We start from the raw sequence: 23,730 nt of genomic DNA, 5'->3' as shown, positions 1-23,730 counted from the left end.
CGCTCCCACCGCACCACCGGAGTCCACCATGAACCGATCCAAGCGCTTCCCGACCTCGCCGCTGTTCCAACGCCTGGCGCCGCAAGTCGCGCCGCTTGCGCCCCGCGAGCGCGCGCTGCTCTGGCTCGTCGCGGCCTTCGTGCTCATCGCCTGCTTCGGCCCGGCCATGCCCGACCCCACGGCGGGGGCCGGTTCCGGCTTCGCGGATGCGCGCGCCTGGCGCGACCTGCCCTTCGCGATGGACGTGCTGAGCAACCTGCCGTTCGCGGCCTTCGGTATCTGGGGCCTGATGCGGCTGCGGCGCTTCGACACCCTGCACGAGCGCTTGCGCTCGGCCGCCGCGCTGGACTGCGCCTGGCTGTTCTTCGCGGGCTTGATCTTTACTGCGGCGGGCTCGGTCTTCTATCACCTGCAGCCCGACGCGCTGCGGCTCGCGGCCGACCGCGCCGGCATGGCGATCGCCTTCGCCGGCATGCTGGGCCTGGCGGTGTGCGAGCGGGTCAGCCTGCGCGCCGGCTGGCCGGCCGCCTGCGTGGCGTTCGTGGGCGGGCTGGCGGCAGTGGCCGTGTACCACGAGCGGGGTGACGTGCTGCCCTGGGCGGTGGTCCAGTTCGGCGGCATGGCGCTGGTGCTGGTGCTCACCCTGCTGCGGCCGGTGCCGGGCGCGATGGGCCTGAAGCTCGGCGCGGTCATCCTCTTCTATGGCGTGGCCAAGCTGTTCGAACTGGGCGACCAGGCGGTCTTCGAGGCGACCGGCGAAGTCGTCTCGGGCCACACGTTCAAGCACCTGGTCGCAGCGTGCGCCGCCTGGCCGGTGCTGCAGGCGGTCGACGGGCTGACCTGCCGGGCCCTGCGGCACAATCCACGCGCCACCGCCATGACGGTCCGAGGAGCCCCGACAGGGATATTCGAATGACGACACCCGCCGCTGCTGCTTCGACCGAGGTCCACGCCAACCAGTTCGCCCTGCTGGGCCAGCGGCGCTTCGCCCCCTTCTTCTGGACGCAGTTCGCCGGCGCGGCCAACGACAACCTCTTCAAGTTCGCCTTCACCGTGATGGTGACCTACCAGCTGCAGCTGAGCTGGATGCCGCCGGCCATGGCGGGCCTGGCGATCGGCGCGCTCTTCATCCTGCCCTTCCTGTTGTTCTCGGCCACAGCAGGCCAGCTGACCGACAAGTACGACAAGACGAAGATGATCCGGGTCGTCAAGACCCTCGAGATCGTCATCATGGCGATCGCCGCCTGGGGCTTCGTACGGGCCGATGCGGTGGTGCTGCTGGGCTGCGTGTTCCTGATGGGGCTGCATTCCACGCTCTTCGGCCCGGTCAAGTTCGCCTACCTGCCGCAGGTGCTCGACGCACGCGAGCTCACCGGGGGCAACGGCATGGTCGAGATGGGCACCTTCGTCGCCATCCTGCTCGGGCAGGTGGCCGGTGGGTTGCTGGTCGCGCTGCCGGGCGTCGGCCACACGACGGTGGCGGTGGCCTGCGTGGGCCTGGCGCTGGTGGGGCGCGGCGTGGCGCAGGCGATTCCCCCGGCACCCGCCACCGACCCGGGCTTGGTGGTCAACTGGAACCCCGTCAGCGAAACCTGGCGCAACCTCAAGCTGGCGCACGGCAACATCGTCGTCTTCCGTTCGCTGCTGGGCATCTCGTGGATGTGGTTCTTCGGCGCGGTCTTCCTGAGCCAGTTCCCGAGCTTCGCCAAGGCGGTGCTGCACGGCAACGAGCAGGTCGCCTCGTTGCTGCTGGTGGTGTTCTCGGTCGGCATCGGCATCGGCTCGCTGCTGTGCGAAACGCTCAGCCGCCGCCAGGTCGAGATCGGCCTCGTGCCGCTGGGCGCGATCGGCATGAGCGTGTTCGCCATCGACCTGTACTTCGCGTCCCGCGGCCTGCCCGCAGTGCCGGAGATGGGCCTGGGCGCGTTCGTCGGCCAGGTCGCGCATTGGCGCGTGATGGCCGATCTCGGCCTGCTATCGCTCTTCGCCGGCCTCTACAGCGTGCCGATGTACGCGCTGATCCAGCTGCGCAGCCAGCCGACGCACCGCGCGCGCATCATCGCGGCGAACAACATCCTCAACGCGCTGTTCATGATCGCCAGCTCGGTCATCGCCGGCGCGTTGCTCAAGGCCGGCTTTACGATCCCGCAGATCTTCCTGTTCACCGGCATCGCCAACGCGGTGGTGGCCTTCTACATCTTCATGCTGGTGCCGGAATACCTGCTGCGCTTCGTGTCGTGGCTGCTGTCGCACTTCATCTACCGCTTCCGCATCCGCGGCGACGAGCACATCCCGACCGAGGGCGCGGCGGTGCTGGTTTGCAACCACGTGAGCTTCATCGATGCGGTGCTGCTGATGGCGGCCAGCCCGCGGCCGATCCGCTTCATCATGGACCACCGCATCTTCCGCGTGCCGGTGCTGGGCTGGCTCTTCAAGCTGGCCAAGGCGATCCCCATCGCGCCGCAGAAGGACGACCCCGTCGCCTACGAGCGCGCCTTCGCGCAGGCGGTCGACGTGCTGCGCGAGGGCGACCTGCTCGCCATCTTCCCCGAGGGCGCCATCACCCGCGACGGCACGCTCCAGCCCTTCAAGGGCGGGGTGATGAAGATCCTCGCGGCCGCGCGTGAAGAGGGCATCGACCCGCCTGTGATCCCGATGGCGCTGACCAATCTCTGGGGCTCCTTCTTCAGCCGCATCGAACAGCGCGACGGGCAGAACGTCGCCATGGTGCGGCCGTTCCGCCGCGGGCTGTTCAGCCGCGTGGGGCTCAACGTCGGGCCGGCCGTGCCCGGCGCACAGGTGCAGCCCGAATCGCTCCAGTCGCGCGTCAGCGGACTGCTCGCCGTCTGATGGGGGCGCTGCGGGAGGCCTTCTGGGCCACGCTCGGGCTGCTCCCACGCGATGCGTGGCGCGCGCTCACCTGGCTGGGCGACAGCGGCCTGATGCTGCCCATCGCGGCGATGCTGCCGGTGCTGTTGTTGCGCTCGCCGACGGGCCGCCGCACCGCGCTGGAGTGGTGTGTCGCCTTCGGCATCGGCGGCGCACTGATCGGCATCTCCAAGCTCGCGTTCATCGGCTGGGGCATTGGCAGTGCGCGCTGGAACTTCACCGGCTTCAGCGGGCACACGGCCATCGCAACCAGCGTGTGGTCGATGGTCTTCTGGGTGATGGCAGCGGGCCGGTCGCCGCGGGCACGCCTGTGGGCAGTCGTGGCCGGCTGCGCCCTGGGCGCGCTCATCGGTCTGTCGCGACTGGCGATCTATGTCCATTCGGTGTCCGAGGTGGTCTCGGGCTTCTTCCTCGGCGTGGCGATCATTGCGGGCTTCCTGGTTTTCGGACGGCTGCACGCACCGCCGCGGCTGCCCTGGTACCTGATGCTGGCCTGCCTGCTGCTGCCGCTGGCCTTTCACGCCCCCGGCGAGGCGGCGCCCACGCAGAGCCTGCTGGAGCGCATCGCGGTGCGGCTCGCCGGCCTGGAGCGGCCGTATACCCGCCAAGACATGCTGCAAGGGCGCCTGCCCGTCAAAAAGTATCCTTAGCCGATACTCGAAGCACCGGTTGCGGGGACTGGTGCATTAATTCGATGCCGAGTGGCGGCGTGCGATCGATCATTCGCGCACCTTCACTACGCCGCGAGGCCCGCATGCAACCCCTTCCCCTCTCACTGACCGTCCAACGCGACACGCGCGCCTGGCAGCTCCAGGTCTGGACCTCCTTCGGCATTGCCGTGTCGCTCTGCGCCATCGGCCTGGGCTGGCTGCCCGGCGAAGCGCTCGACCGCGCCTTCATGGTGATGGGCTACGTGTTCTGCCTATCGGCGGCGTTCGTGCTGGCGAAGTTCGTGCGCGACAACCAGCACGGCGCAGCACGCGCCGCCGGCGACACGCCGATGTGGAAGCTGGTGGTCTGGGGCGGCTTCCTCACCGCCATGGCGCTGACCGGCTGGGGCCTGCTGCGCATGGAGATCAACGAGACCTACAAGGCCTTCCTCGGCGTGAGCTGGCTGTTCCTCATCAGCGCGGCCTTCACCCTGGCCAAGACCCTGCGCGACCGCCACGAGGCCGATCTGGCCGAAGCCCGTCTGCAGGGCCGCCGCGAAGCGCGCGCTGCCGACAGCGCTGCGGAGTGATGCGCGGTACCGCGAACCTTTCAGGAGCACCTTCATGAAAAAGATGTTTGTCGTCTCTCTGCTGGCGGCCTCGGCCGCGTTCTCGGCGCAGGCCCAGAGCGAAGCCTCCGCCGACCTGTCGCTGCTGCCGGTCGCGTCGGTGGTCGGCACTGCCTCGGTGGCGGGCGCCGCCGCCAGTGCCGTGGTGGCCGTGCCGGTCGCCCTGTCGGTGGGCGGTGCCGCGCTCACGGTGGTGGCGGTCGAGGCTTCGGCCGAGAGCACGGTCTACCTGCTGGAGCGCGCGTCGGACGGCGCCCGCGCCAGCGTCCGCCTCGCCGGCCATGCAGCGCAGGGCAGCGCGATCGCGGTGGGCACCGTCATCACGGTCGGTGTGATCGGCAGCGGTGTGGTGCTGTCGGCCGCGGGCGAGATGATCGCCTTCATCCCCACCGCCATCGGCCGCGCGCTGCTCCACAACGAGAGGCTGATGTGAACCCGCGCGGCCCCACGAACTTTGGCGACTACGACGACTTCGGGCGCCAGACGGCCACGTCGAGCTGGCGGTGGCGCCTGCGTGTGGCGCTGCGCATCGCGTTGCTCGCGGCGGCCGTCGTGCTGGCCGGCCTGTTCCTCTTCCCGGCCGAGGCGCATGCGGGCCGATCGTGCGAGCTGGCCCGACCGACAGCCCGGCAGGTGCAGCAAGGCATGACGCTGGCCGAACGCACCGCGCAGGCGCTGGACGCCACGGGTGCACGCGTGGTGCTGCTGGCACGCGCTGGCCAGGATCTGGGCAAGTACGGACTGCGCTGGTCGCACGTGGGCATCGCCTACAAGACCGATGCCGGCCCATGGCGTGTGGCGCACAAGCTCAACCAGTGCGGCACGGCCGTGGCCGGCCTCTACCGGCAGGGGCTGGGCGAGTTCTTCCTCGACGACCCCTGGCGCTACGAAGCGGCGTGGTCGGTGCCGTCGCCTGCGGTGCAGTCGCAATTGGCGGATCTGCTGGCCGAGGTGCCCGCGGACGGCATCGGGCGCCTGCACACGCCGGCCTACAGCCTGGTGAGCTATGCCTGGGCCGACAGGTACCAGCAGTCGAACCAGTGGGTGATCGAGACGCTGGCGCTGGCGATGGAGCCAGCGACCATCACCAACCGCGGCCAGGCCCAGGCGTGGCTGCGCTTCAAGGGCTATGTGCCGACCACGCTCACGCTCGGCCCGCTCACGCGGCTGGGCGGGCGCATGAGCAAGGCCAACGTCGCCTTCGACGACCACCCCAACGACAAACGCTTTGCCGACCGCATTGAAACCGTCACGGCCGATTCGGTTTTCGCCTGGCTGCAACGCAGCGGGCTGGGTGCTGCACCGGTCACACTCGGGCTTTAGAAAAACAGGAGGAATGCATGAGCAAATCTTTGCGACTTTCGGAGAAGTGGTTTCGCCGCGGGCTGTGGCTGGTGGCGGTGGTGTTCGCCAGCTTCCTGATCGGGCTCGGCGGCACGCTGGTCGGCGACCTGCCGCAGGTCGAGCGGGCGCTGCAGCTCGACGACTTCATCGACCGCGCGGCGGCCGAGCCCTTGCGCGCTGGCGTGCGCGAGGCCGAACGCACCGAGCAGCAGGCGGGCCGCGCGTTGGAGCAGGCCGAACTGAAGCTCTCCGTCGCCCAGCAGGCCAGCCGCAATGCGCGTGAGACCTTCGACAACTGGGTCGCGACGCGCCGTGCCACGGCGCAGCCCGACCAGGATGCCGAACTCATCGCGCGAACCCGTGCGCTCGATGTCCTGAAGGCCAAGGAAGACGAAGCCCAGCAGAAGGTCGATGCGCAGGAGCAGGTCGCACTCGACGCCCGACAGGCCCAGGCGGCGGCCCAGCAAAAGCTCGCGGGGCTCGAAGCCGACGCGCAGCTGAAGCTCGACGCCGAATACCGCCGCGTCGAACTGCGCGTGTTCGGCTACCGGCTGGCGCTCACGCTGCCGCTGCTGCTCATCGCCGGCTGGCTCTTCGTGAAGAAGCGCAAGAGCACCTACTGGCCCTTCGTCTGGGGCTTCATCTTCTTCGCGCTGTTCGCCTTCTTCGTCGAGCTGGTGCCCTACCTGCCGAGCTATGGCGGCTATGTGCGCTACGTGGTGGGCATCGTGCTCACGGTGGTGGTCGGGCGCTACGCGATCGTCGCGCTCAACCGCTATCTCGCGCGCCAGAAGCTGGCCGAAGCGCAGCCCGACATCGTGCGGCGCGAGGAGCTGAGTTACGACACCGCGCTGACGCGCCTGAGCAAGAGCGTGTGCCCCGGTTGCGAACGGCCCGTCGACCTGAAGAACCCGGCGATCGACTTCTGCCCGCATTGCGGCATCGGCCTGTTCGACCATTGCCGCGCCTGCGATGCGCGCAAGAGCGCCTTCTCGAAGTTCTGCCACGCCTGCGGCACGTCGGCACAAACGCCAACACTTTCGGACCGGCCCACGGTGGCTGGCGTCTTGCCTGCGTGATAGAAGCTTGTGCGGCGCCTAGCGCCGCGTTTCACAGAACCAGTCCGATATTCAAGGAGTCCTCATGAGCATTTTCGGCAAGATTTTTTCCAAGATTTTCCCGTCGGCCAACGCGGCTGAAGTCCAGGCCGCCCCGGCGCCCGCACCCACGGCCAGCGCACCCGCGGCGTCGGCACCGCCACCGTCGATCCCGCTGGGCGACGTCCCGGCCATCCTGGATGCGATGCCGGGGGCTGCCGGTCTGAACTGGCGCACGTCGATCGTCGACCTGCTCAAGTTGCTGGGCCTGGACAGCAGCCTGGCCGCGCGCAAGGAACTGGCCAGCGAAATCCTCTACAGCGATGGCGAGCCGGGTTCGGCCGAGTGGAACATCGGTCTGCACAAGCAGGTGATGACCCGCATCGCCGCAAACGGCGGCACCTTGCCGGCCGACCTGCGGGACTGAGCCCACCCCCGATGTGGCGCACTTCGTGTCGCCGCCTCCCCTCGAGGGGGCAACACCAGCGGCCCGGCGAAGCCGGTTCCGCGGTGTTTCACGAACAGCAAAAGGCCCGTCGATGACGGGCCTTTTGCTGGCTGTCGTCACACGCCCCGAGCGCGCTCTGACTTGAACCGAGCGCGGAACGCAGCGAAGGCGCCGACGTCGAGCGCCTCGCGGATCTCGCGCATCAGGTTCAGGTAGTAGTGCAGGTTGTGGATGGTGCAGAGCATCGGGCCCAGCATTTCGCCGCAGCGGTCCAGGTGATGCAGATAGGCGCGGCTGAAGCCCTCGCGCCCGCCGTCGTTCCAACTGACGCCCGAGGTGCCTGCGCAGGCGTGGCAGGTGCAGCTCGGGTCGACCGGCTGCGGGTCGCTCTTGTGGCGCGCGTTGCGCATCTTCAGGTCGCCGAATCGGGTGAACATCGTGCCGTTGCGCGCATTGCGCGTGGGCATCACGCAGTCGAACATGTCGACGCCGTCGGCCACGCCCTGCACCAGGTCTTCGGGCGTGCCCACGCCCATCAGGTAGCGCGGCTTGTTCGCAGGCAGCTTGTGCGGCGTGTGGCCCATGATGTGCAGCATCTGGTCCTTGGGCTCGCCCACGCTCACGCCGCCGATGGCGTAGCCGGGGAAGTCCATCTCGACCAGCGCGGCCAGCGATTCTTCGCGCAGGTTCTCGAACATGCCGCCCTGCACGATGCCGAACAGCGCGTTGGGGTTCTCGAGCCGCGCGAACTCGGTCTTGCAGCGCGCGGCCCAGCGCAGGCTCAGTTCCATCGACGTGCGCGCCTCGGCCTCGGTCGTGATGTGGCCGTTGGTGTCGTAGGGCGTGCACTCGTCGAACTGCATGACGATGTCGCTGTTGAGGACGGTCTGGATCTGCATCGAGACCTCGGGCGTGAGGAAGAGCTTGTCGCCGTTGACCGGTGACGCGAACTTCACGCCTTCTTCGCTGATCTTGCGCATCGCGCCCAGCGACCACACCTGGAAGCCGCCCGAGTCGGTGAGGATGGGCTTGTTCCACTTCTCGAACTGGTGCAGCCCGCCGAAGCTGGCCATCACGTCGAGACCCGGGCGCATCCACAGGTGGAAGGTGTTGCCCAGGATGATCTGCGCGCCCATCTCTTCGAGGCTGCGCGGCATCACGCCCTTGACGGTGCCATAGGTGCCCACGGGCATGAAGATCGGCGTCTGCACCGGGCCGTGGTTGAGCGTGAGCGTGCCGCGGCGGGCGTGGCTGGTCGGGTCGGTGGTGAGCAGTTCGAAGTTCAGCATGGGTTCAGTCCTGTCTTGCCAGCAGCATGGCATCGCCGTAGCTGAAGAAGCGGTAGCGCTCGGCGATGGCATGGGCGTACAGCGCCATCACGCGCTCGTAGCCGGCCAGTGCGCTCACGAGCATCATCAGCGTGCTCTTGGGCAGGTGGAAATTGGTGACGAGCAGGTCGACGTGCGCGAAGGCGAAGCCCGGCGTGATGAAGATGCGCGTGTCGCCGGAGGCTTCGCCGCTTTTCGCCCACGACTCGAGCGTGCGCACGGTCGTCGTGCCGACTGCGACCACGCGGCCGCCGCGGGCCTTGCAGTCGGCGATTGCGCGTTGCGTGGCTTCGGGCACCTCGTAGCGCTCGGCGTGCATCGTGTGCTCGGCGATGTTCTCGGTCTTCACCGGCTGGAAGGTGCCGGCGCCGACATGCAGCGTGACATTGGCGCGCTGCACGCCACGCGCTTCGAGTTGCGCGAGCAGGCCTTCGTCGAAGTGCAGCGCGGCGGTGGGGGCGGCCACGGCGCCGGGGACGCGTGCGAACACGGTTTGGTAGCGGCTCTCGTCTTCGGCCGAATCGATGTGTTCGATGTACGGTGGCAGCGGCACGTGGCCGCAGCGCGCCATCAATGCGTAGGGGTCTTCGCCGGCCGGGCTCTGGAAGGCGAAGCGGAAGAGGGCGCCGTCTTCCTCGGGCCAGCGGCCCAGCAGCGTGGCGGTGAAGCCGCCGACCATCTGCAGCGTGGTGCCGACGGGCGGCTTCTTGCTGACCTTCATGTGCGCGACCACTTCCTGGCCTTGCAGCACGCGCTCGACCAGCAGCTCCAGCTTGCCGCCCGTCGGCTTCTCGCCGAAGAGCCGGGCCTTGACCACGCGGGTGTCGTTGAAGACCAGCAGGTCCCCGCTGCGCAACAGGCTCGGCAGGTCGCGGAAGATGCGGTCGGCGGGGGCGTCGCCGGTGCCGTCGAGCAGGCGTGACGCGGTGCGTTCGGTGGCGGGGTGTTGCGCGACCAGATCGGGCGGCAGGGCGAAATCGAAATCGGACAGCGTGAAGGCGCGCATGGTGCTTGAGGGCCGGACGGGCCCGTGCCAAGGAGGCATGGGAAGGACAGAAGTGCGGGCCGGATTGTCCCATGGCGGAAATGGCCGGGCGCGTGGCAGGGCGGCGCGGCAGAATCGGTGCATGACCACGCCACCCGTTTCCAAGCCAGACACCGCGGGCGTGTCGGCGCCGCATTTTGGCGACACGCCGCAGCATGTGCTGGTCACCGGCGGCACGGGCTTTGTCGGCAGCCACCTGGTCGCGGCGCTGCGGGCCGACGGCCACACCGTCACCGTGTGGACGCGCGATGTGGCGGCCGCCACTCGGCGCTTCGACCCGACCGTGCGCTGTGTCGCGCGACTCGACGAGATTCCTGCAACGTCGGCGGTCGACGTGGTGGTCAACCTGGCTGGCGCGCGCATCGTCGGCCCGCGCTGGACGGCTGCGCGCCAGGCCCTGCTGCTCAAGAGCCGCGCCGGGCTGACCGATGCGCTGGTTGCGTGGATCGCCCGCCGTCCGGTCAAGCCGTGGCTGATGCTGTCCGGCTCGGCCATCGGCTACTACGGCGTGCAGCGGCAGGGCGATGCATCGGAACTCACCGAGTCGAGTCCGCCGCAGACGATCTTCATGTCGCGCCTCTGCCAGGCGTGGGAGGCGTCCGCGTCGACCGCCGCCGCGCACGGCGTGCGGGTCGCCTGCATGCGCTTCGGCCTGGTGCTGGGGCACGGCGGCGCGCTGCCGGGGCTGCTGCTGCCGGTGAAGATGGGCATGGGCGGGCGACTCGGCACCGGGCAGCAGTGGGTGTCATGGATCCATCTGCAGGATTTGCTGGCGGCGATGGCCCATGTGTGGCGCGTCGCGGCGACACCGGCTGCGCCCACCGAGGCGCAGGCCTGGAACTTCACCGCGCCGGAGGCCTTGCCGCAGGAAGACTTCATGCGCACCGCCGCCCAGGTGCTGCACCGCCCGCTCTGGCTGCCCATGCCTGCCGCACCGGTGCGCCTTGCGCTCGGCGAGCAGGCCGACGTGCTGCTCGAGGGCCAGCGCGTGGCGCCGAAACGGCTGACGGACACGGGCTTCAGCTTTCGTTTCCCCGATGCGCGCAGCGCGCTGCAGGACCTCTGCTGAACGTGCCGCGCAAGCCGTCATCGTCCGCGCCCGATCCGTTGAAGCCGACGGCGCCCGTGTCACCGGGCACCGGCCCGAGCCTGGTGCAGCGCGCGCTGCGCAAGCTCGGCCTGCTGCGCGACATCGACTTCGCGCTCTACCTGCCGATGCGCTACGAGGACGAGACCCGGATCGTCCGCCTGGCCGACCTGCACGAGGGCGACCTGGGCCAGATCGAGGCGGTGGTGACCGAGAGCGAAGTGAGCTTCCGCCCGCGCCGCCAACTCGTCGTGACGGTCGACGACGGCAGCGACACCTGCCAGCTGCGCTTCTTCAATTTCTATCCGTCCCAGCAAAAGCAGCTGGCCGTCGGCGCGCGGGTGCGTGTGCGCGGCGAAGTGCGCGGCGGCTTCCTCGGGCGGCAGATGATGCACCCGACCGTGAAGGCGGCCGGCACCGTGCTGCCCGACGCGCTGACGCCGGTCTACTCGACCATCGCCGGCCTGGCGCAACCGGTGTTGCGGCGCGAGGTGCGCGCCGGCCTGGCGCGTGCGGTGCTCGACGAAACGGTGCCCGCGCAGATCGGCCTGCGCGGTGCATGGCCGTTGCGGGATGCGCTGAACTTTCTGCACTACCCGACGCCCGACGTGTCGATCGCCGCGCTGGAAGACCACAGCCACCCGGCCTGGCAGCGCTTGAAGGCCGAAGAGCTGCTGGCGCAGCAGCTGTCTCAACTGCAGGCGCGGCGCGAGCGGGCGGCGCAGCGCGCGCCGGTGCTGGCACCGTCGTCGGACGCGGGGTCGTTGCACGCACGCCTGCTTGCGGTGTTGCCCTTCGCGCTCACCGGCGCACAGCAACGCGTGGGCGAGGAGATCACGCACGACCTGGCGCGCACGGCGCCGATGCACCGCCTGCTGCAGGGCGATGTCGGCTCGGGCAAGACGGTGGTCGCCGCGCTCGCGGCGGCGCGCTGCATCGACGCCGGCTTCCAGTGCGCGCTGATGGCGCCGACCGAGATCCTCGCGGCGCAGCACTTCGGCAAGCTCATCGGCTGGCTCGACCCGCTGCTGGCCGAGCGCGGCCTGCGCGTGGCCTGGCTCACCGGCAGCCAGAAGAAGAAGGAACGCGACGAGATGAGCGCAGCCGTCGAAAGTGGCGAGGCGGCGCTGGTGATCGGCACGCATGCGGTGATCTCGGAGAAGGTGCACTTCAATCGCCTGGCGCTGGCCGTCATCGACGAGCAGCACCGTTTCGGCGTCGCGCAGCGGCTGGCGTTGCGCGAAAAGGCGGGGGGCGATCTGGAACCCCACCTGCTGATGATGAGCGCCACGCCCATCCCGCGCACGCTCGCGATGAGCTACTACGCCGACCTCGATGTCTCCACGCTCGACGAGCTGCCGCCCGGCCGCACCCCCATCGTCACCAAGCTGGTAGCCGAGCACCGGCGCGACGAGGTCATCGACCGCATCCGCCACCAGTTGGCGCAGGGCCGGCAGGTGTACTGGGTCTGCCCGTTGATCGAAGAGAGTGAAGCCGTGGATCTGCGCAACGCCACCGAGACCCGCGACGAACTCGCCGGCATGCTGGGCGATGCGGTGCAGGTCGGTCTGCTGCATTCGCGCATGCCGACGGCCGAGAAGCAGGACGTGATGGCGCGCTTCACGGCCAACGATGTGCACGTGCTGGTGAGCACGACGGTGATCGAAGTCGGCGTCGACGTGCCCAATGCCTCGCTGATGGTGATCGAGCATGCGGAGCGCTTCGGGCTGTCACAGCTGCACCAGCTGCGCGGGCGTGTGGGGCGCGGTGCTGCGGCGTCGGCCTGCGTGCTGCTGTACGCGCCGAACGAAGGCGGGCGCGTGGGCGAGACGGCGCGGGCGCGGCTGAAGGCGATGGCGGAGACCGGCGACGGCTTCGAGATCGCGCGGCGCGATCTCGAGATCCGCGGCCCGGGTGAATTTTTGGGCGCCAAGCAATCCGGCGCCCCGTTGCTGCGCTTCGCGGACCTCACCGACGACGCGCTGCTGCTCGACTGGGCGCGCGAGCTGGCGCCGAAGATGCTCGACCAGCATCCCGAGCTCGCGCAAAAGCACGTCGACCGCTGGCTCGGGAGCAAGGCGGAGTACCTGAAGGCTTAGGCCCTGGCCCAATGCGGACGATGGGGCTTGCGCATAATCGACCCGGTGACCCTCACCGAACTCAAATACATCGTCGCGGTCGCCCGGGAGCGGCATTTCGGCAAGGCGGCAGATGCCTGCTACGTGTCGCAGCCGACCCTGTCGGTGGCGATCAAGAAGCTCGAGGACGAGCTCGAAGTCAAGCTCTTCGAGCGCAGCGCCGGCGAAGTGACGGTCACGCCGCTGGGCGAGCAGATCGTGCAGCAGGCGCAGAGCGTGCTCGACCAGGCCGCCAGCATCAAGGAGATCGCCAAGCGCGGCAAGGACCCGCTGGCCGGCGCGCTGAACCTGGGCATCATCTACACCATCGGGCCGTATCTGTTGCCCGACCTCGTGCGCCAGAACATCGCGCGCACGCCGCAGATGCCGCTGATGCTGCAGGAGAACTTCACCGTCAAGCTGCTCGAGATGCTGCGGGCCGGTGAGATCGACTGCGCGATCATGGCCGAGCCTTTTCCGGACACGGGGCTGGCGGTGGCGCCGCTCTACGACGAGCCCTTCGTCGCCGTGTTGCCCACCAGCCATCCGCTGGCGGTGCGCGAGTCCATCACTTCCGACGAGCTGAAGAACGAGACGATGCTGCTGCTGGGTACCGGCCATTGCTTCCGCGACCATGTGCTCGAGGTGTGCCCCGAGTTCGCGCGTTTCTCGAGCAACGCCGAAGGCATCCGCAAGAGCTTCGAGGGCTCGTCGCTCGAGACCATCAAGCACATGGTGGCTTCGGGCATGGGCGTGACGCTGGTGCCGCGGCTGTCGGTCCCGGCCGAGGCGCTCAAGCCGAAGGCCCGCGGCCGCAAGGAACCCGAGCCGATGGTGCGCTACCTGCCCATCCACGATGGCGAAGGGCGCGAGCCGCCGACGCGGCGCGTGGTGCTCGCCTGGCGCCGCAGCTTCACGCGGTACGAAGCGATCGCCGCGCTGCGCAACGCGATCTACGCGTGCGAATTACCTGGTGTGAAGCGGCTGTCCTGAGCCTGGCGCGGCCTCCGCCTACGTGGCGTGGCGCTGCAGTCGCAATGGCTGCGATAGAGTCCCGCTGTTGCGACGGCGCCAGCAGGCTCCTAAAGTCGCCAACCTCCCATTCAATCCAGCGAAGGAATCGTCGTCATGGCAAAAGCACCCAGCAAGTCCCAGAAGAAGGCCAAGTCTCCGATCACGTCCGCACCGGCGGCCGGTGCCGGCAAGGTGCCCGCGAAGGGCGGTACCAGCGTGGCGCAGGAGTCGGGCAGCCGCAATGCGCCGATCATCAACATCGGCATCGACCGCCAGGACCGCGCGGCCATCGCCGAAGGCCTGAGCCGCGTGCTGGCCGACACGTACACGCTGTACCTGACCACGCACAACTTCCACTGGAACGTGACGGGCCCGCACTTCAACTCGCTGCACGCCATGTTCATGGGCCAATACACCGAGCTGTGGAATTCGACCGACGTGATCGCTGAGCGCATCCGCGCCCTGGGCCACTACGCGCCGGGCTCGTACGCCGAGTTCAGCAAGATCGCGACGGTGCCCGACGTGCCGCCGGTGCCGCCCAAGGCCATGGAAATGGTGCGCATCCTGGTGAAGGGCCACGAGACCGTGTCCCGCATCGCCCGCGAGTTCATCCCGGTGGCGGAAGAGGCCGGCGACGACCCGACCGCCGACATGCTGACCGCGCGCTGCACGGTGCATGACCAGACGGCATGGATGCTGCGTTCGCTGCTGGAAGAGTGAGGGGGCGGGGCGCAGGCCCTGTCGTGACCAGGAGCGGCACAATGCCGCTCTTTTCGTTTCTGGAGCTTCCGTGAAGGCTGGCGGGCGCCTCGCGCTGTACCTCGATCTCATCCGTTGGAACCGGCCCGCCGGGTGGCTGCTGCTGCTGTGGCCGACGTTGGGGGCGCTGTGGTTCGCCGCGGGCGGCTGGCCCGGCTGGCATCTGCTGACCGTCTTCGTGCTCGGCACCGTGCTCATGCGCAGCGCCGGCTGCTGCGTCAACGACGTGGCCGACCGCGACTTCGACCGGCACGTCAAGCGCACGGCCCAGCGGCCGGTGACCAGCGGCGCCATCCCGGTGAAAGAAGCGCTCGGGCTGGGCGCCGTGCTGGCGCTGGTCGCCTTCGGGCTGGCGCTGACGACCAATGCGGCGGTGATCGTCTGGGCCTTCGTCGGCCTGGTGGTGACGCTGGCCTACCCGTTCGCCAAACGCTTCGTCTCGCTGCCGCAGGCGGTGCTGGGCATCGCGTTTTCGATCGGCATCCCGATGGCCTTTTGCGCCGCCGGTGGCGCGGCGGTGCCGGCGTCGGAGGCGTTCACGCGGGTGCCGGGCATCGGCTGGCTGCTGCTGCTGGGGAACCTGGGCTGGGTGCTGGCCTACGACACCGAGTACGCCATGGTCGACCGCGACGACGACCTGAAGATCGGGATGAAGACTTCGGCGATCACCTTCGGGCGCTTCGATGTGGCGGCCGTGATGCTTTGCTATGCGCTGTTTCTGGTGCTGTGGGGCGTGGTCGGCTTCCGCGCCGGGTTGGGTATTGCCTTTGCGCTCGGGCTGGCCGCGGCCGCGGTGCAGGTCGCCTGGCACTGGCGCCTGATCCGTCATCGCACGCGCGAAGGTTGCTTCCGGGCCTTTCGGCTGAACCACTGGGTCGGGTTCGCCGTCTTCGCCGGCGTCGTGGTGGATTACGCGATTCGCTGAAGGTCCAGCCTCAGGCGCGGCCGAACTCCACCGCCAGTTCCCGTGCACGCCGCTCCGCGGCGCGGATCGCGGTCTTGAACTGCGCCTTGACGCCCGCCGCTTCCATCGCGCTCAGCGCCGCGTAGGTGGTGCCGCCCTTGGACGTCACCCGCTCGCGCAGCACCGACGGCGGCTCGCTGGACGCCTGCGCCAGTGCCGATGCACCGGTGAACGTGCCGATGGCCAGTTGCTGGGCTTGCGCCGGCGGCAGGCCCATCTCGATGCCGGCCTCGGTCATCGCCTCGATGAAATAGAAGACATAGGCCGGACCGGAGCCCGAGACGGCCGTGACGGCGTCGAGCGCGCTTTCGGTGTCGACCCAGAGCAATTGGCCGGTCGGCGCCAGCACCTGTTCGACCATTCGCCGGCCGGCAGCGCTCACGGCGGGCCGGGCGAACAGGCCGCTCATCCCCTGGCCGACGAGCGCAGGGGTGTTGGGCATGGCACGCACGACGTTGTCGGTGCCCAGCCAGCCCGCAATGCTGTCCGAGGGGATGCCGGCCGCCACGCTCAGGTGCAGCGCGCCCGGGGTGAGGTCGCGCACGGGCCGTGCGGCGTCGGCGAAAGTCTGCGGCTTGACGGCCCACACCACGACCTGGCAGCGGCCCAGCGCGTCGCTGGCCGTGGCCTGCGCCGAAATCCCAAAATCGCGCGCGAGCCGCGTGCGCGCTTCTTCGAACGGCTCGACCACCTCCACCGAGCCGCTCGGCAGGCCCTGCCGGAGCAGGCCGCCCAGGATGGCACTGGCCATGTTGCCGCCCCCGATGAAAGCGATGGCGGGCAGGGAGACGGGCGTGAGATCGGGCATGGGGCAAGGCGGGCAGGTGGGTGGTGGAGGCGGTCGGCGAGGTCGTGACCGGGCGAGGCAGAATTGTCGCTCCGCCGGCCCCCGCGCAATCATTTGCACGGCGGCAGTTGACAAGCCCGCAACGGGCTGCCAAAATCGCGGGCTTCGCTTCAAAAAGGCGAAGCATTCCGCCCAGACGGATGCATCCCAAGTGGTTTGGGGTGCGGACGACGGGCCCAAGACTGACTGCGCAGCGCCACGAGGTTCTGCTCGGTACAAGTTGGGAACTACTAGCAATGATCCAAACTGAATCCCGGCTCGACGTGGCCGACAACACGGGCGCGAAATCCGTCCTGTGTATCAAGGTGCTCGGTGGCTCCAAGCGGCGCTATGCCAGCGTGGGCGACGTCATCAAGGTCAGCATCAAGGAAGCCGCTCCGCGTGGGCGTGTCAAGAAGGGCGAGATTTACAGCGCCGTCGTGGTGCGTACCGCCAAGGGCATCCGTCGCGCCGACGGTTCGCTCGTCAAGTTCGACGGCAATGCCGCCGTGCTGCTCAACGCCAAGCTGGAGCCGATCGGCACCCGCATCTTCGGACCCGTGACGCGCGAACTGCGTACCGAGAAGTTCATGAAGATCGTCTCGCTGGCTCCCGAAGTTCTGTAAGGAGAACAACGCCATGAACAAGATTCGCAAAGGCGACCAGGTCATCGTGTTGGCCGGGCGCGACAAGGGCAAGCGCGGCACGGTCTCGCTGCGTACCGACGACTCGTACCTGATCGTCGACGGTGTCAACATCGTCAAGAAGCACACCAAGCCGAACCCGCTCAAGGGCACGACCGGTGGCATCGTCGAGAAGACCATGCCCATCCACCAATCGAACGTGGCGATCTTCAATGCCGCGACCGGCAAGGCCGATCGCGTGGGCATCAAGGTCGCGGACGGCAAGCGCGTTCGCGTCTTCAAGTCCAGCGGCGACGAAATCAAGATCGCCTAAGGGGAACTCACATGGCACGTCTCCAAGAAATCTACCGCGACAAGATCGCGAAGGACCTGACCGAGAAGTTCGGCTACAAGTCGCCGATGCAGGTTCCGCGTCTGACCAAGATCACGCTCAACATGGGCGTGGGTGAAGCAGTCGCCGACAAGAAGGTTCTCGACAATGCCGTCGGTGACCTCACCAAGATCGCCGGCCAGAAGCCGGTCGTCACCAAGTCGAAGAAGGCCATCGCGGGTTTCAAGATCCGCGAAATGCAGCCTATCGGCTGCATGGTCACGCTGCGCGGCGTGCAGATGTATGAGTTCCTGGACCGTTTCGTGACCGTGGCCCTGCCGCGCGTTCGTGACTTCCGTGGTATCTCCGGCCGGGCCTTCGACGGCCGTGGCAACTACAACATCGGCGTGAAAGAGCAGATCATTTTCCCCGAGATCGAATACGACAAGGTCGATGCCCTGCGCGGTCTCAACATCAGCATCACGACGACGGCCAAGACCGACGAAGAAGCCAAGGCGCTTCTCGCTGGTTTCCGTTTCCCGTTCAAGAACTGAGGCGAACCGTGGCTAAACAATCCCTGATCCAACGCGAACTCAAGCGCGACAAGCTGGTCGCCAAGTTCGCTGCAAAGCACGCCGAACTGAAGGCCGCCTCGAACGACCTGAAGAAGAGCGACGAAGAGCGCGCTGCTGCCCGCCTGGGCCTGCAGAAGCTCCCGCGCAACGCGAACCCCACGCGTCAGCGCAACCGTTGCGCGATCACCGGTCGCCCCCGCGGCACTTTCCGTCAATTCGGTCTGGCTCGCGCCAAGATCCGTGAACTGGCTTTCGCTGGCGACATCCCCGGTGTCACCAAGGCCAGCTGGTAAGCCAGGCAGGAGCAAACAACATGAGCATGAGTGATCCCATTGCCGACCTGCTGACGCGTATCCGTAACGCGCAGATGGTGGCGAAGCCCACCGTGTCGATCCCGTCTTCCAAGGTGAAGGCAGCGATCGCACAAGTCCTCAAGGACGAAGGCTACATCGACGGTTTCGAAGTCAAGACCGAAGCCGGCAAGTCCGAACTCGTCATCACGCTGAAGTACTACGCTGGCCGTCCGGTCATCGAGCGCATCGAACGCGTGAGCCGCCCCGGCCTGCGCGTCTACAAGGCCAGCGCAGCCATCCCGCAAGTCCAGAACGGCCTCGGCGTCGCTATCGTCACGACCCCCCAGGGCGTGATGACCGACCGCAAGGCACGCGCTACCGGTGTCGGTGGCGAAGTCCTGTGCTACGTCGCCTAACCGAGACATTGAGGAGTCACTGAAATGTCCCGAGTCGGAAAAATGCCAGTCGCCATCCCCGCAGGTGTGGATGTGTCGATCAAGGACGACCAGATCAACGTGAAGGGCACGGGCGGCACGCTCGCGCTGACGCGCAATGCCCTGGTCAACGTCGTCAACAAGGACGGCAAGCTGAGCTTCGAGCCCGCTAACGAATCGCGTGAAGCCAACGCGATGAGCGGCACGTTCCGTCAGCTCGTCAACAACATGGTCGTCGGCGTGACGAAGGGCTTCGAGAAGAAGCTCAACCTCGTCGGCGTCGGTTTCAAGGCCGCGGCCTCGAACAACAAGTTGAACCTGCAAGTCGGTTACTCGCACCCGGTCAACATCGAGATGCCCCAGGGCATCACGGTGGCCACTGCGACCCCGACCGAAATCGTGATCAAGGGTGCTGACCGTCAGCGCGTTGGTCAAATCGCCGCTGAGATCCGCGCTGTTCGTCCGCCTGAGCCTTACAAGGGCAAGGGCATCCGTTATTCGGACGAGAAGATCGTGATCAAAGAGACCAAGAAGAAGTAAGGGGCAGCAAAATGATGTTGACCAAAAAAGCACAACGTCTGCGCCGCTCGCGTCAGACCCGCATCCGGATCGCGACGCAAGGCGTTGCGCGCCTGACGGTGAACCGTACCAACCTGCACATCTATGCCACCGTCATTTCCGACGACGGCACCAAGGTGATCGCTACCGCGTCGACGGCCGAAGCCGAAATGCGCGCGGCGCTGGGCAGTTCGGGCAAGGGCGGCAACGCCGCTGCAGCCACCGCGATCGGCAAGCGCATCGCTGAAAAGGCGAAGGCCGCTGGCGTCGAGAAGGTCGCTTTCGACCGCGCTGGTTTCGCCTACCACGGCCGCGTCAAGGCGCTGGCCGAGGCCGCCCGCGAAGCCGGCCTGCAGTTCTAAACGGACACGAGATTCAAAATGGCAAAGATTCAAGCAAGAACGCAGAACGAAGGCCCTGAAGACGGTCTGCGCGAGAAGATGATCGCGATCAACCGCGTCACCAAGGTGGTGAAGGGCGGTCGTATCCTCGGTTTCGCAGCACTCACCGTGGTCGGCGACGGCGATGGCAAGGTCGGCATGGGCAAGGGCAAGTCGAAGGAAGTGCCGGCAGCCGTGCAGAAAGCCATGGAAGAAGCCCGCCGCAACCTGTTCCAGATCTCGATCAAGAACGGCACGCTGCATCACCGCGTGACGGGTCACCATGGCGCCGCTTCGGTCGTCATGATCCCCGCGCCGAAGGGTACCGGCATCATCGCCGGCGGCCCGATGCGCGCCGTGTTCGAAGTCCTTGGCATCACCGACATCGTGGCCAAGAGCCATGGTTCGTCGAACCCCTACAACATGGTCCGTGCCACGCTGGACGGCCTGAAGAACTCGACGACCGCGTCTGCCGTTGCTGCCAAGCGCGGTCTGACGGTCGAAGAGCTGTTCGCCTGAACAGGAGCATCGACATGACGACGCAAGAACAAACCACCGTCAAGGTGCAGCTCGTGAAGAGCCCGATCGGCACCAAGGAATCGCATCGCGCGACCGTCCGCGGCCTGGGCCTGCGCAAGCTCAACAGCGTGAGCGAGCTGCAGGACACGCCCGCCGTGCGCGGCATGATCAACAAGATCAGTTATCTGGTCAAAGTTCTGTAAGAGAGACTGATATGGAACTCAATGGCATCAAGCCGGCAGCCGGCGCCAAGCACGCGAAGCGTCGCGTCGGCCGCGGTATCGGCTCCGGCATCGGCAAGACCGCAGGTCGCGGTCACAAGGGTCAGAAGTCCCGTGCGGGCGGCTTCCACAAGGTGGGCTTCGAAGGCGGTCAGATGCCTCTGCAGCGCCGTCTGCCGAAGCGCGGCTTCAAGTCGCAATCGCTCAAGTACAACGCTGAAGTCACGCTGACGTCGCTCGAAGTCCTCGGCGCTGCCGAAGTCGACATGCTGACGCTCAAGCAGGCTGGCCTGGTCGGTCACATGATCAAGGTCGTCAAGGTCATCAAGACCGGCGAGCTGACCAAGGCCGTCAAGCTGACGGGCATCGGCGCAACCGCCGGTGCCAAGGCCGCGATCGAAGCTGCCGGCGGCAGCGTCGCCTAAACGACCGGACTGAAAGCTCTTCGTGGCAACTAACGCGCTGACCAGCAAGCAAGGGCTCGCCAAGACAGGCAAGTTCGGTGACCTCCGTCGCCGGCTGGTCTTCTTGCTGCTCGCGCTCGTGGTCTACCGGATCGGCGCGCACATCCCTGTGCCGGGCATCAACCCGGACCAGCTGGCGCAGCTCTTCCAGGGCCAGCAGGGCGGCATCCTGAGCCTGTTCAACATGTTCTCGGGCGGCGCGCTGTCGCGCTTCACCGTTTTCGCGCTGGGCATCATGCCGTACATCTCCGCGTCGATCATCATGCAGTTGATGACCTACGTGGTGCCGACCTTCGAGCAGTTGAAGAAGGAAGGCGAGGCAGGACGTCGCAAGATCACGCAGTACACGCGCTACGGCACGCTGGGTCTGGCCTTGTTCCAGTCCTTCAGCATCGCGGTGGCGCTCGAGTCGTCGGCCGGCCTGGTGATCACGCCCGGCTTCGGCTTCCGCCTCACGGCCATGATCAGCCTGACGGCCGGCTCGATGTTCCTGATGTGGCTCGGCGAGCAGATCACCGAACGCGGCCTTGGCAACGGCATTTCGATCCTGATCTTCTCGGGCATCGCGGCGGGGTTGCCCAGCGCCATCGGTGGCCTGCTGGAACTGGTGCGTACCGGTGCGATGAATGTGATCGTCGCCCTGTTCATCGTGATCGTCGTCGTGCTGGTGACCTACTTCGTGGTGTTCGTCGAGCGCGGCCAGCGCAAGATCCTCGTGAACTATGCGCGGCGCCAAGTGGGCAACAAGGTCTATGGTGGCCAGTCGTCGCACCTGCCGCTGAAGCTGAACATGGCTGGCGTGATTCCGCCGATCTTCGCATCGTCGATCATCCTGCTTCCGGCCACCGTGGTGGGCTGGTTCAGCACGGGTGACAGCATGCGCTGGATCAAGGACATTGCCGGCGCGCTCACACCGGGTCAGCCGATCTATGTGATGCTCTATGCCGCTGCGATCATTTTCTTCTGCTTCTTCTACACGGCGCTCGTGTTCAACAGCAAGGAAACGGCCGACAACCTGAAGAAGAGCGGTGCGTTCATCCCGGGCATTCGTCCAGGTGACCAGACGGCCCGCTACATCGACAAGATCCTGGTTCGCCTGACGTTGGCCGGCGCGGTGTATATCACCTTCGTCTGCCTGCTGCCGGAGTTCCTGATCCTCAAGTACAACGTGCCGTTCTATTTCGGCGGCACGTCCCTGTTGATCATCGTGGTCGTCACGATGGACTTCATGGCCCAAGTACAGAATTACATGATGTCGCAGCAATACGAATCGCTGCTCAAGAAGGCCAACTTCAAGACATCTTGAGCCTGCTGCAACACAGAACACGTTTTAGGAGAGTCATATGAGAGTTTCGGCTTCGGTCAAGACCATCTGCCGCAATTGCAAGATCATCCGCCGCAAGGGTGTGGTGCGTGTGATCTGTACCGACCCGCGCCATAAGCAGCGCCAGGGTTGATCAAAGAGTATTAGAGGACGCACATGGCACGTATTGCTGGCATTAACATTCCGCCGCACAAGCACGCTGAGATCGGCCTGACCGCCATCTTCGGCATCGGTCGCACCCGCGCCCGTCAAATCTGCGAAGCGAGCGGCATCGAGTATTCGAAGAAGATCAAGGATCTGACCGACGCCGATCTCGAAAAGATCCGCGACCAGATCGCTCTCTTCACCATCGAAGGCGACCTGCGTCGCGAGACGACGATGAACATCAAGCGATTGATGGACATCGGCTGCTATCGCGGCTTCCGCCATCGCCGTGGCCTGCCGATGCGCGGCCAGCGCACGCGCACCAATGCCCGTACCCGCAAGGGTCCGCGCAAGGCCGCGCAGTCCCTGAAGAAATAAGGATTGAAACAGCATGGCTAAAGCTCCTGCCAATAACGCCGCACAGCGCGTCCGCAAGAAGGTTCGCAAGAACGTTGCGGACGGCATCGCCCACGTGCACGCCTCGTTCAACAACACGATCATCACGATCACGGACCGTCAGGGCAATGCACTGTCGTGGGCGTCGTCGGGTGGTCAGGGCTTCAAGGGCTCGCGGAAGTCGACCCCGTTCGCTGCCCAGGTGGCGTCGGAAGTCGCCGGCCGTGCTGCTGTTGACCAAGGCATCAAGAACCTCGACGTCGAGATCAAGGGCCCTGGCCCGGGTCGCGAATCGTCGGTGCGCGCTCTGGCTGCGCTCGGCATTCGGATCAATTCCATTGCCGACGTGACGCCTGTGCCGCACAACGGCTGCCGTCCGCAGAAGCGTCGCCGGATCTGATCGTCTGGCGATCAGGTGCTGCCGCTTTCGAGCGTCGACGCCGACCGCGCAGTCTGCTTCACAGCGGCTGCGCATTTTGTTTTAACAAGCCCACCGCCATCGGCACGCCGCTGATGGCTCCTGCAGCTCACCGCTGCAGCAGATGACACAAAGGAAGATCAAGTGGCACGCTACCTCGGCCCCAAGGCCAAACTCTCCCGCCGCGAAGGCACCGACCTGTTCCTGAAGAGCGCCCGCCGCTCGATTCAAGACAAGTCCAAGTTCGACTCCAAGCCCGGCCAACACGGTCGCACCTCGGGTCAGCGCACCTCCGACTTCGGCCTGCAGCTGCGCGAAAAGCAGAAGGTCAAGCGGATGTACGGCGTGCTCGAGAAGCAGTTCCGCCGCTACTTCGAGGAAGCCGATCGTCGCCGTGGCAACACCGGCGCCAACCTGCTGTTCATCCTCGAGTCGCGTCTGGACAACGTCGTCTACCGCATGGGCTTCGGCTCGACCCGCGCCGAGGCACGCCAGCTCGTGTCGCACCGTGCCATTACGGTGAACGGCCAGTCGGTCAACATCGCGTCGTACCTGGTCAAGACCGGTGACGTGATCGCTGTGCGCGACAAGTCGAAGAAGCAGACCCGCATCGCCGAAGCGCTGCAGCTCGCTGCACAGGTCGGCATGCCGGCCTGGGTGGACGTGAACGCCGACAAGGCCGAGGGCGTCTTCAAGAAGGTACCGGATCGCGACGAATTCGCTGCCGACATCAACGAATCGTTGATCGTCGAACTTTATTCGCGTTAAGCGGACACGACGAGGCTGCGGCGCAGCCTCGTCCTTGTGATTTTTTGTTCCCTCCGCGCTGCACCGCGACAGGGCACTTCACCAG

31 protein-coding genes are annotated in these 23,730 nt (G+C 66.7%); 28 read left to right on the top strand and 3 right to left on the bottom strand.

Annotation, left to right across the window (positions count from 1 at the left end):
- The first annotated feature begins 28 nt into the window (after nt 1-28).
- The 8 genes from ACSFA0_RS21820 (at nt 29) to ACSFA0_RS21785 (ending at nt 7,036) form a co-directional block, all read left to right on the top strand.
- Entirely contained in the window at nt 29-916 is an 888-nt protein-coding gene (locus ACSFA0_RS21820; RefSeq protein WP_435452368.1) for a hypothetical protein, read from the top strand.
- Nucleotides 913-2,850, top strand: coding sequence for an MFS transporter (locus ACSFA0_RS21815; protein WP_435452367.1), 1,938 nt, complete (start codon nt 913-915; stop codon nt 2,848-2,850). Before ACSFA0_RS21820 ends, ACSFA0_RS21815 begins: the two co-directional genes overlap by 4 nt.
- Nucleotides 2,850-3,539: a phosphatase PAP2 family protein gene (locus ACSFA0_RS21810; protein WP_435452366.1), complete on the top strand. Its 690-nt coding sequence runs from the start codon at nt 2,850-2,852 to the stop codon at nt 3,537-3,539. Before ACSFA0_RS21815 ends, ACSFA0_RS21810 begins: the two co-directional genes overlap by 1 nt.
- Before the next feature lie 104 nt (nt 3,540-3,643).
- A complete protein-coding gene (locus ACSFA0_RS21805; protein WP_435452365.1) occupies nt 3,644-4,129 on the top strand; it encodes a YiaA/YiaB family inner membrane protein in 486 nt (161 codons plus the stop codon).
- Nucleotides 4,130-4,163: 34 nt separating this feature from the next.
- Nucleotides 4,164-4,601: a hypothetical protein gene (locus ACSFA0_RS21800; protein WP_435452364.1), complete on the top strand. Its 438-nt coding sequence runs from the start codon at nt 4,164-4,166 to the stop codon at nt 4,599-4,601.
- A gap of 101 nt (nt 4,602-4,702) precedes the next feature.
- Nucleotides 4,703-5,491 (top strand): DUF2145 domain-containing protein, encoded by a 789-nt coding sequence (locus tag ACSFA0_RS21795; RefSeq protein ID WP_435452473.1) that lies wholly within the window; start codon nt 4,703-4,705, stop codon nt 5,489-5,491.
- Between the two features lie 17 nt (nt 5,492-5,508).
- On the top strand, nt 5,509-6,591 hold the full coding sequence (locus tag ACSFA0_RS21790) for a serine endopeptidase (RefSeq protein WP_435452363.1): 1,083 nt from the start codon (nt 5,509-5,511) through the stop codon (nt 6,589-6,591).
- A gap of 64 nt (nt 6,592-6,655) precedes the next feature.
- Entirely contained in the window at nt 6,656-7,036 is a 381-nt protein-coding gene (locus ACSFA0_RS21785) for a DUF3597 domain-containing protein (RefSeq protein ID WP_435452362.1), read from the top strand.
- 137 nt (nt 7,037-7,173) lie between these two features.
- Here ACSFA0_RS21785 and tgt read toward each other — a convergent pair whose 3' ends face one another.
- Together tgt and queA are read right to left on the bottom strand one after the other, a co-directional pair.
- Complete coding sequence (tgt, locus tag ACSFA0_RS21780) at nt 7,174-8,346, bottom strand: tRNA guanosine(34) transglycosylase Tgt (protein WP_435452361.1); 1,173 nt, start codon at nt 8,344-8,346, stop codon at nt 7,174-7,176.
- 4 nt (nt 8,347-8,350) lie between these two features.
- A complete protein-coding gene (gene queA, locus ACSFA0_RS21775) occupies nt 8,351-9,391 on the bottom strand; it encodes a tRNA preQ1(34) S-adenosylmethionine ribosyltransferase-isomerase QueA (RefSeq protein WP_435452360.1) in 1,041 nt (346 codons plus the stop codon).
- A 121-nt stretch (nt 9,392-9,512) separates the two neighbouring features.
- On the opposite strand from queA, the gene ACSFA0_RS21770 reads away from it, so the two are divergent.
- From ACSFA0_RS21770 to ubiA, 5 genes are all read left to right on the top strand, one after another.
- Nucleotides 9,513-10,499, top strand: a complete 987-nt coding sequence (locus tag ACSFA0_RS21770; RefSeq protein WP_435452359.1) for a TIGR01777 family oxidoreductase — start codon at nt 9,513-9,515, stop codon at nt 10,497-10,499.
- A 2-nt stretch (nt 10,500-10,501) separates the two neighbouring features.
- Entirely contained in the window at nt 10,502-12,616 is a 2,115-nt protein-coding gene (recG, locus tag ACSFA0_RS21765; RefSeq protein WP_435452358.1) for an ATP-dependent DNA helicase RecG, read from the top strand.
- A gap of 45 nt (nt 12,617-12,661) precedes the next feature.
- Nucleotides 12,662-13,627, top strand: coding sequence for a LysR substrate-binding domain-containing protein (locus tag ACSFA0_RS21760; protein ID WP_435452357.1), 966 nt, complete (start codon nt 12,662-12,664; stop codon nt 13,625-13,627).
- Between the two features lie 135 nt (nt 13,628-13,762).
- Entirely contained in the window at nt 13,763-14,368 is a 606-nt protein-coding gene (locus ACSFA0_RS21755; RefSeq protein ID WP_435452356.1) for a Dps family protein, read from the top strand.
- A 70-nt stretch (nt 14,369-14,438) separates the two neighbouring features.
- Nucleotides 14,439-15,332: a 4-hydroxybenzoate octaprenyltransferase gene (gene ubiA / locus ACSFA0_RS21750; protein WP_435452355.1), complete on the top strand. Its 894-nt coding sequence runs from the start codon at nt 14,439-14,441 to the stop codon at nt 15,330-15,332.
- 10 nt (nt 15,333-15,342) lie between these two features.
- On the opposite strand, the gene proC is transcribed toward ubiA, so the two are convergent.
- On the bottom strand, nt 15,343-16,179 hold the full coding sequence (proC, locus tag ACSFA0_RS21745) for a pyrroline-5-carboxylate reductase (RefSeq protein ID WP_435452354.1): 837 nt from the start codon (nt 16,177-16,179) through the stop codon (nt 15,343-15,345).
- 275 nt (nt 16,180-16,454) lie between these two features.
- On the opposite strand from proC, the gene rplN reads away from it, so the two are divergent.
- From rplN to rpsD, 15 genes are all read left to right on the top strand, one after another.
- Nucleotides 16,455-16,823: a 50S ribosomal protein L14 gene (gene rplN, locus ACSFA0_RS21740; RefSeq protein ID WP_068674584.1), complete on the top strand. Its 369-nt coding sequence runs from the start codon at nt 16,455-16,457 to the stop codon at nt 16,821-16,823.
- Between the two features lie 13 nt (nt 16,824-16,836).
- Complete coding sequence (gene rplX, locus ACSFA0_RS21735; protein ID WP_435452353.1) at nt 16,837-17,154, top strand: 50S ribosomal protein L24; 318 nt, start codon at nt 16,837-16,839, stop codon at nt 17,152-17,154.
- An 11-nt stretch (nt 17,155-17,165) separates the two neighbouring features.
- Nucleotides 17,166-17,705, top strand: a complete 540-nt coding sequence (rplE, locus tag ACSFA0_RS21730; protein ID WP_262073258.1) for a 50S ribosomal protein L5 — start codon at nt 17,166-17,168, stop codon at nt 17,703-17,705.
- A gap of 8 nt (nt 17,706-17,713) precedes the next feature.
- Nucleotides 17,714-18,019 carry a 30S ribosomal protein S14 gene (gene rpsN / locus ACSFA0_RS21725; RefSeq protein WP_093436359.1) on the top strand — a complete coding sequence of 102 codons (306 nt, stop codon included), beginning with the start codon at nt 17,714-17,716 and terminating at the stop codon, nt 18,017-18,019.
- 20 nt (nt 18,020-18,039) lie between these two features.
- Nucleotides 18,040-18,435 (top strand): 30S ribosomal protein S8, encoded by a 396-nt coding sequence (gene rpsH / locus ACSFA0_RS21720; protein ID WP_192194037.1) that lies wholly within the window; start codon nt 18,040-18,042, stop codon nt 18,433-18,435.
- Between the two features lie 24 nt (nt 18,436-18,459).
- Nucleotides 18,460-18,993, top strand: a complete 534-nt coding sequence (rplF, locus tag ACSFA0_RS21715; RefSeq protein ID WP_262073259.1) for a 50S ribosomal protein L6 — start codon at nt 18,460-18,462, stop codon at nt 18,991-18,993.
- A gap of 14 nt (nt 18,994-19,007) precedes the next feature.
- Nucleotides 19,008-19,373 carry a 50S ribosomal protein L18 gene (gene rplR, locus ACSFA0_RS21710; protein WP_435452472.1) on the top strand — a complete coding sequence of 122 codons (366 nt, stop codon included), beginning with the start codon at nt 19,008-19,010 and terminating at the stop codon, nt 19,371-19,373.
- Between the two features lie 18 nt (nt 19,374-19,391).
- The gene (gene rpsE / locus ACSFA0_RS21705; RefSeq protein WP_183028316.1) at nt 19,392-19,910 is read left to right on the top strand and encodes a 30S ribosomal protein S5; all 519 of its coding nucleotides are present in this window, start codon (nt 19,392-19,394) and stop codon (nt 19,908-19,910) included.
- 14 nt (nt 19,911-19,924) lie between these two features.
- The gene (rpmD, locus tag ACSFA0_RS21700) at nt 19,925-20,113 is read left to right on the top strand and encodes a 50S ribosomal protein L30 (protein WP_435452352.1); all 189 of its coding nucleotides are present in this window, start codon (nt 19,925-19,927) and stop codon (nt 20,111-20,113) included.
- A gap of 11 nt (nt 20,114-20,124) precedes the next feature.
- A complete protein-coding gene (rplO, locus tag ACSFA0_RS21695) occupies nt 20,125-20,556 on the top strand; it encodes a 50S ribosomal protein L15 (protein WP_286646970.1) in 432 nt (143 codons plus the stop codon).
- Between the two features lie 22 nt (nt 20,557-20,578).
- Nucleotides 20,579-21,901, top strand: coding sequence for a preprotein translocase subunit SecY (gene secY, locus ACSFA0_RS21690; RefSeq protein WP_435452351.1), 1,323 nt, complete (start codon nt 20,579-20,581; stop codon nt 21,899-21,901).
- A gap of 37 nt (nt 21,902-21,938) precedes the next feature.
- Complete coding sequence (rpmJ, locus tag ACSFA0_RS21685) at nt 21,939-22,052, top strand: 50S ribosomal protein L36 (protein WP_038201958.1); 114 nt, start codon at nt 21,939-21,941, stop codon at nt 22,050-22,052.
- Nucleotides 22,053-22,075: 23 nt separating this feature from the next.
- A complete protein-coding gene (gene rpsM / locus ACSFA0_RS21680) occupies nt 22,076-22,441 on the top strand; it encodes a 30S ribosomal protein S13 (protein ID WP_013544105.1) in 366 nt (121 codons plus the stop codon).
- A 13-nt stretch (nt 22,442-22,454) separates the two neighbouring features.
- Nucleotides 22,455-22,859, top strand: coding sequence for a 30S ribosomal protein S11 (gene rpsK / locus ACSFA0_RS21675; RefSeq protein ID WP_162565645.1), 405 nt, complete (start codon nt 22,455-22,457; stop codon nt 22,857-22,859).
- Between the two features lie 162 nt (nt 22,860-23,021).
- The gene (gene rpsD, locus ACSFA0_RS21670) at nt 23,022-23,645 is read left to right on the top strand and encodes a 30S ribosomal protein S4 (protein ID WP_219211260.1); all 624 of its coding nucleotides are present in this window, start codon (nt 23,022-23,024) and stop codon (nt 23,643-23,645) included.
- Nucleotides 23,646-23,730: the final 85 nt, after the last annotated feature.

This window comes from Variovorax restrictus, from assembly GCF_051216715.1.
GTDB lineage: Bacteria > Pseudomonadota > Gammaproteobacteria > Burkholderiales > Burkholderiaceae_C > Variovorax.
Note: the sequence above shows the minus strand (reverse complement) of the source record. Positions and strands in the feature narration are given on the sequence as shown.

Excerpts from the sequence above, each read along its gene's own strand:
- rplX (WP_435452353.1), top strand. The coding sequence starts at position 16,837 with ATGAACAAGATTCGCAAAGGCGACCAGGTCATCGTGTTGGCCGGGCGC.
- proC (WP_435452354.1), bottom strand. The coding sequence starts at position 16,179 with ATGCCCGATCTCACGCCCGTCTCCCTGCCCGCCATCGCTTTCATCGGG.
- tgt (WP_435452361.1), bottom strand. The coding sequence starts at position 8,346 with ATGCTGAACTTCGAACTGCTCACCACCGACCCGACCAGCCACGCCCGC.
- rpsK (WP_162565645.1), top strand. The coding sequence starts at position 22,455 with ATGGCTAAAGCTCCTGCCAATAACGCCGCACAGCGCGTCCGCAAGAAG.
- rpmJ (WP_038201958.1), top strand. The coding sequence starts at position 21,939 with ATGAGAGTTTCGGCTTCGGTCAAGACCATCTGCCGCAATTGCAAGATC.
- ACSFA0_RS21790 (WP_435452363.1), top strand. The coding sequence starts at position 5,509 with ATGAGCAAATCTTTGCGACTTTCGGAGAAGTGGTTTCGCCGCGGGCTG.
- rplF (WP_262073259.1), top strand. The coding sequence starts at position 18,460 with ATGTCCCGAGTCGGAAAAATGCCAGTCGCCATCCCCGCAGGTGTGGAT.
- ACSFA0_RS21820 (WP_435452368.1), top strand. The coding sequence starts at position 29 with ATGAACCGATCCAAGCGCTTCCCGACCTCGCCGCTGTTCCAACGCCTG.
- queA (WP_435452360.1), bottom strand. The coding sequence starts at position 9,391 with ATGCGCGCCTTCACGCTGTCCGATTTCGATTTCGCCCTGCCGCCCGAT.
- rpsH (WP_192194037.1), top strand. The coding sequence starts at position 18,040 with ATGAGCATGAGTGATCCCATTGCCGACCTGCTGACGCGTATCCGTAAC.
- ACSFA0_RS21755 (WP_435452356.1), top strand. The coding sequence starts at position 13,763 with ATGGCAAAAGCACCCAGCAAGTCCCAGAAGAAGGCCAAGTCTCCGATC.
- rplN (WP_068674584.1), top strand. The coding sequence starts at position 16,455 with ATGATCCAAACTGAATCCCGGCTCGACGTGGCCGACAACACGGGCGCG.
- rplO (WP_286646970.1), top strand. The coding sequence starts at position 20,125 with ATGGAACTCAATGGCATCAAGCCGGCAGCCGGCGCCAAGCACGCGAAG.
- rplR (WP_435452472.1), top strand. The coding sequence starts at position 19,008 with ATGTTGACCAAAAAAGCACAACGTCTGCGCCGCTCGCGTCAGACCCGC.
- ACSFA0_RS21805 (WP_435452365.1), top strand. The coding sequence starts at position 3,644 with ATGCAACCCCTTCCCCTCTCACTGACCGTCCAACGCGACACGCGCGCC.
- ACSFA0_RS21770 (WP_435452359.1), top strand. The coding sequence starts at position 9,513 with ATGACCACGCCACCCGTTTCCAAGCCAGACACCGCGGGCGTGTCGGCG.
- ACSFA0_RS21810 (WP_435452366.1), top strand. The coding sequence starts at position 2,850 with ATGGGGGCGCTGCGGGAGGCCTTCTGGGCCACGCTCGGGCTGCTCCCA.
- ACSFA0_RS21815 (WP_435452367.1), top strand. The coding sequence starts at position 913 with ATGACGACACCCGCCGCTGCTGCTTCGACCGAGGTCCACGCCAACCAG.
- ACSFA0_RS21785 (WP_435452362.1), top strand. The coding sequence starts at position 6,656 with ATGAGCATTTTCGGCAAGATTTTTTCCAAGATTTTCCCGTCGGCCAAC.
- rplE (WP_262073258.1), top strand. The coding sequence starts at position 17,166 with ATGGCACGTCTCCAAGAAATCTACCGCGACAAGATCGCGAAGGACCTG.
- ACSFA0_RS21800 (WP_435452364.1), top strand. The coding sequence starts at position 4,164 with ATGAAAAAGATGTTTGTCGTCTCTCTGCTGGCGGCCTCGGCCGCGTTC.
- rpsM (WP_013544105.1), top strand. The coding sequence starts at position 22,076 with ATGGCACGTATTGCTGGCATTAACATTCCGCCGCACAAGCACGCTGAG.
- rpmD (WP_435452352.1), top strand. The coding sequence starts at position 19,925 with ATGACGACGCAAGAACAAACCACCGTCAAGGTGCAGCTCGTGAAGAGC.
- rpsE (WP_183028316.1), top strand. The coding sequence starts at position 19,392 with ATGGCAAAGATTCAAGCAAGAACGCAGAACGAAGGCCCTGAAGACGGT.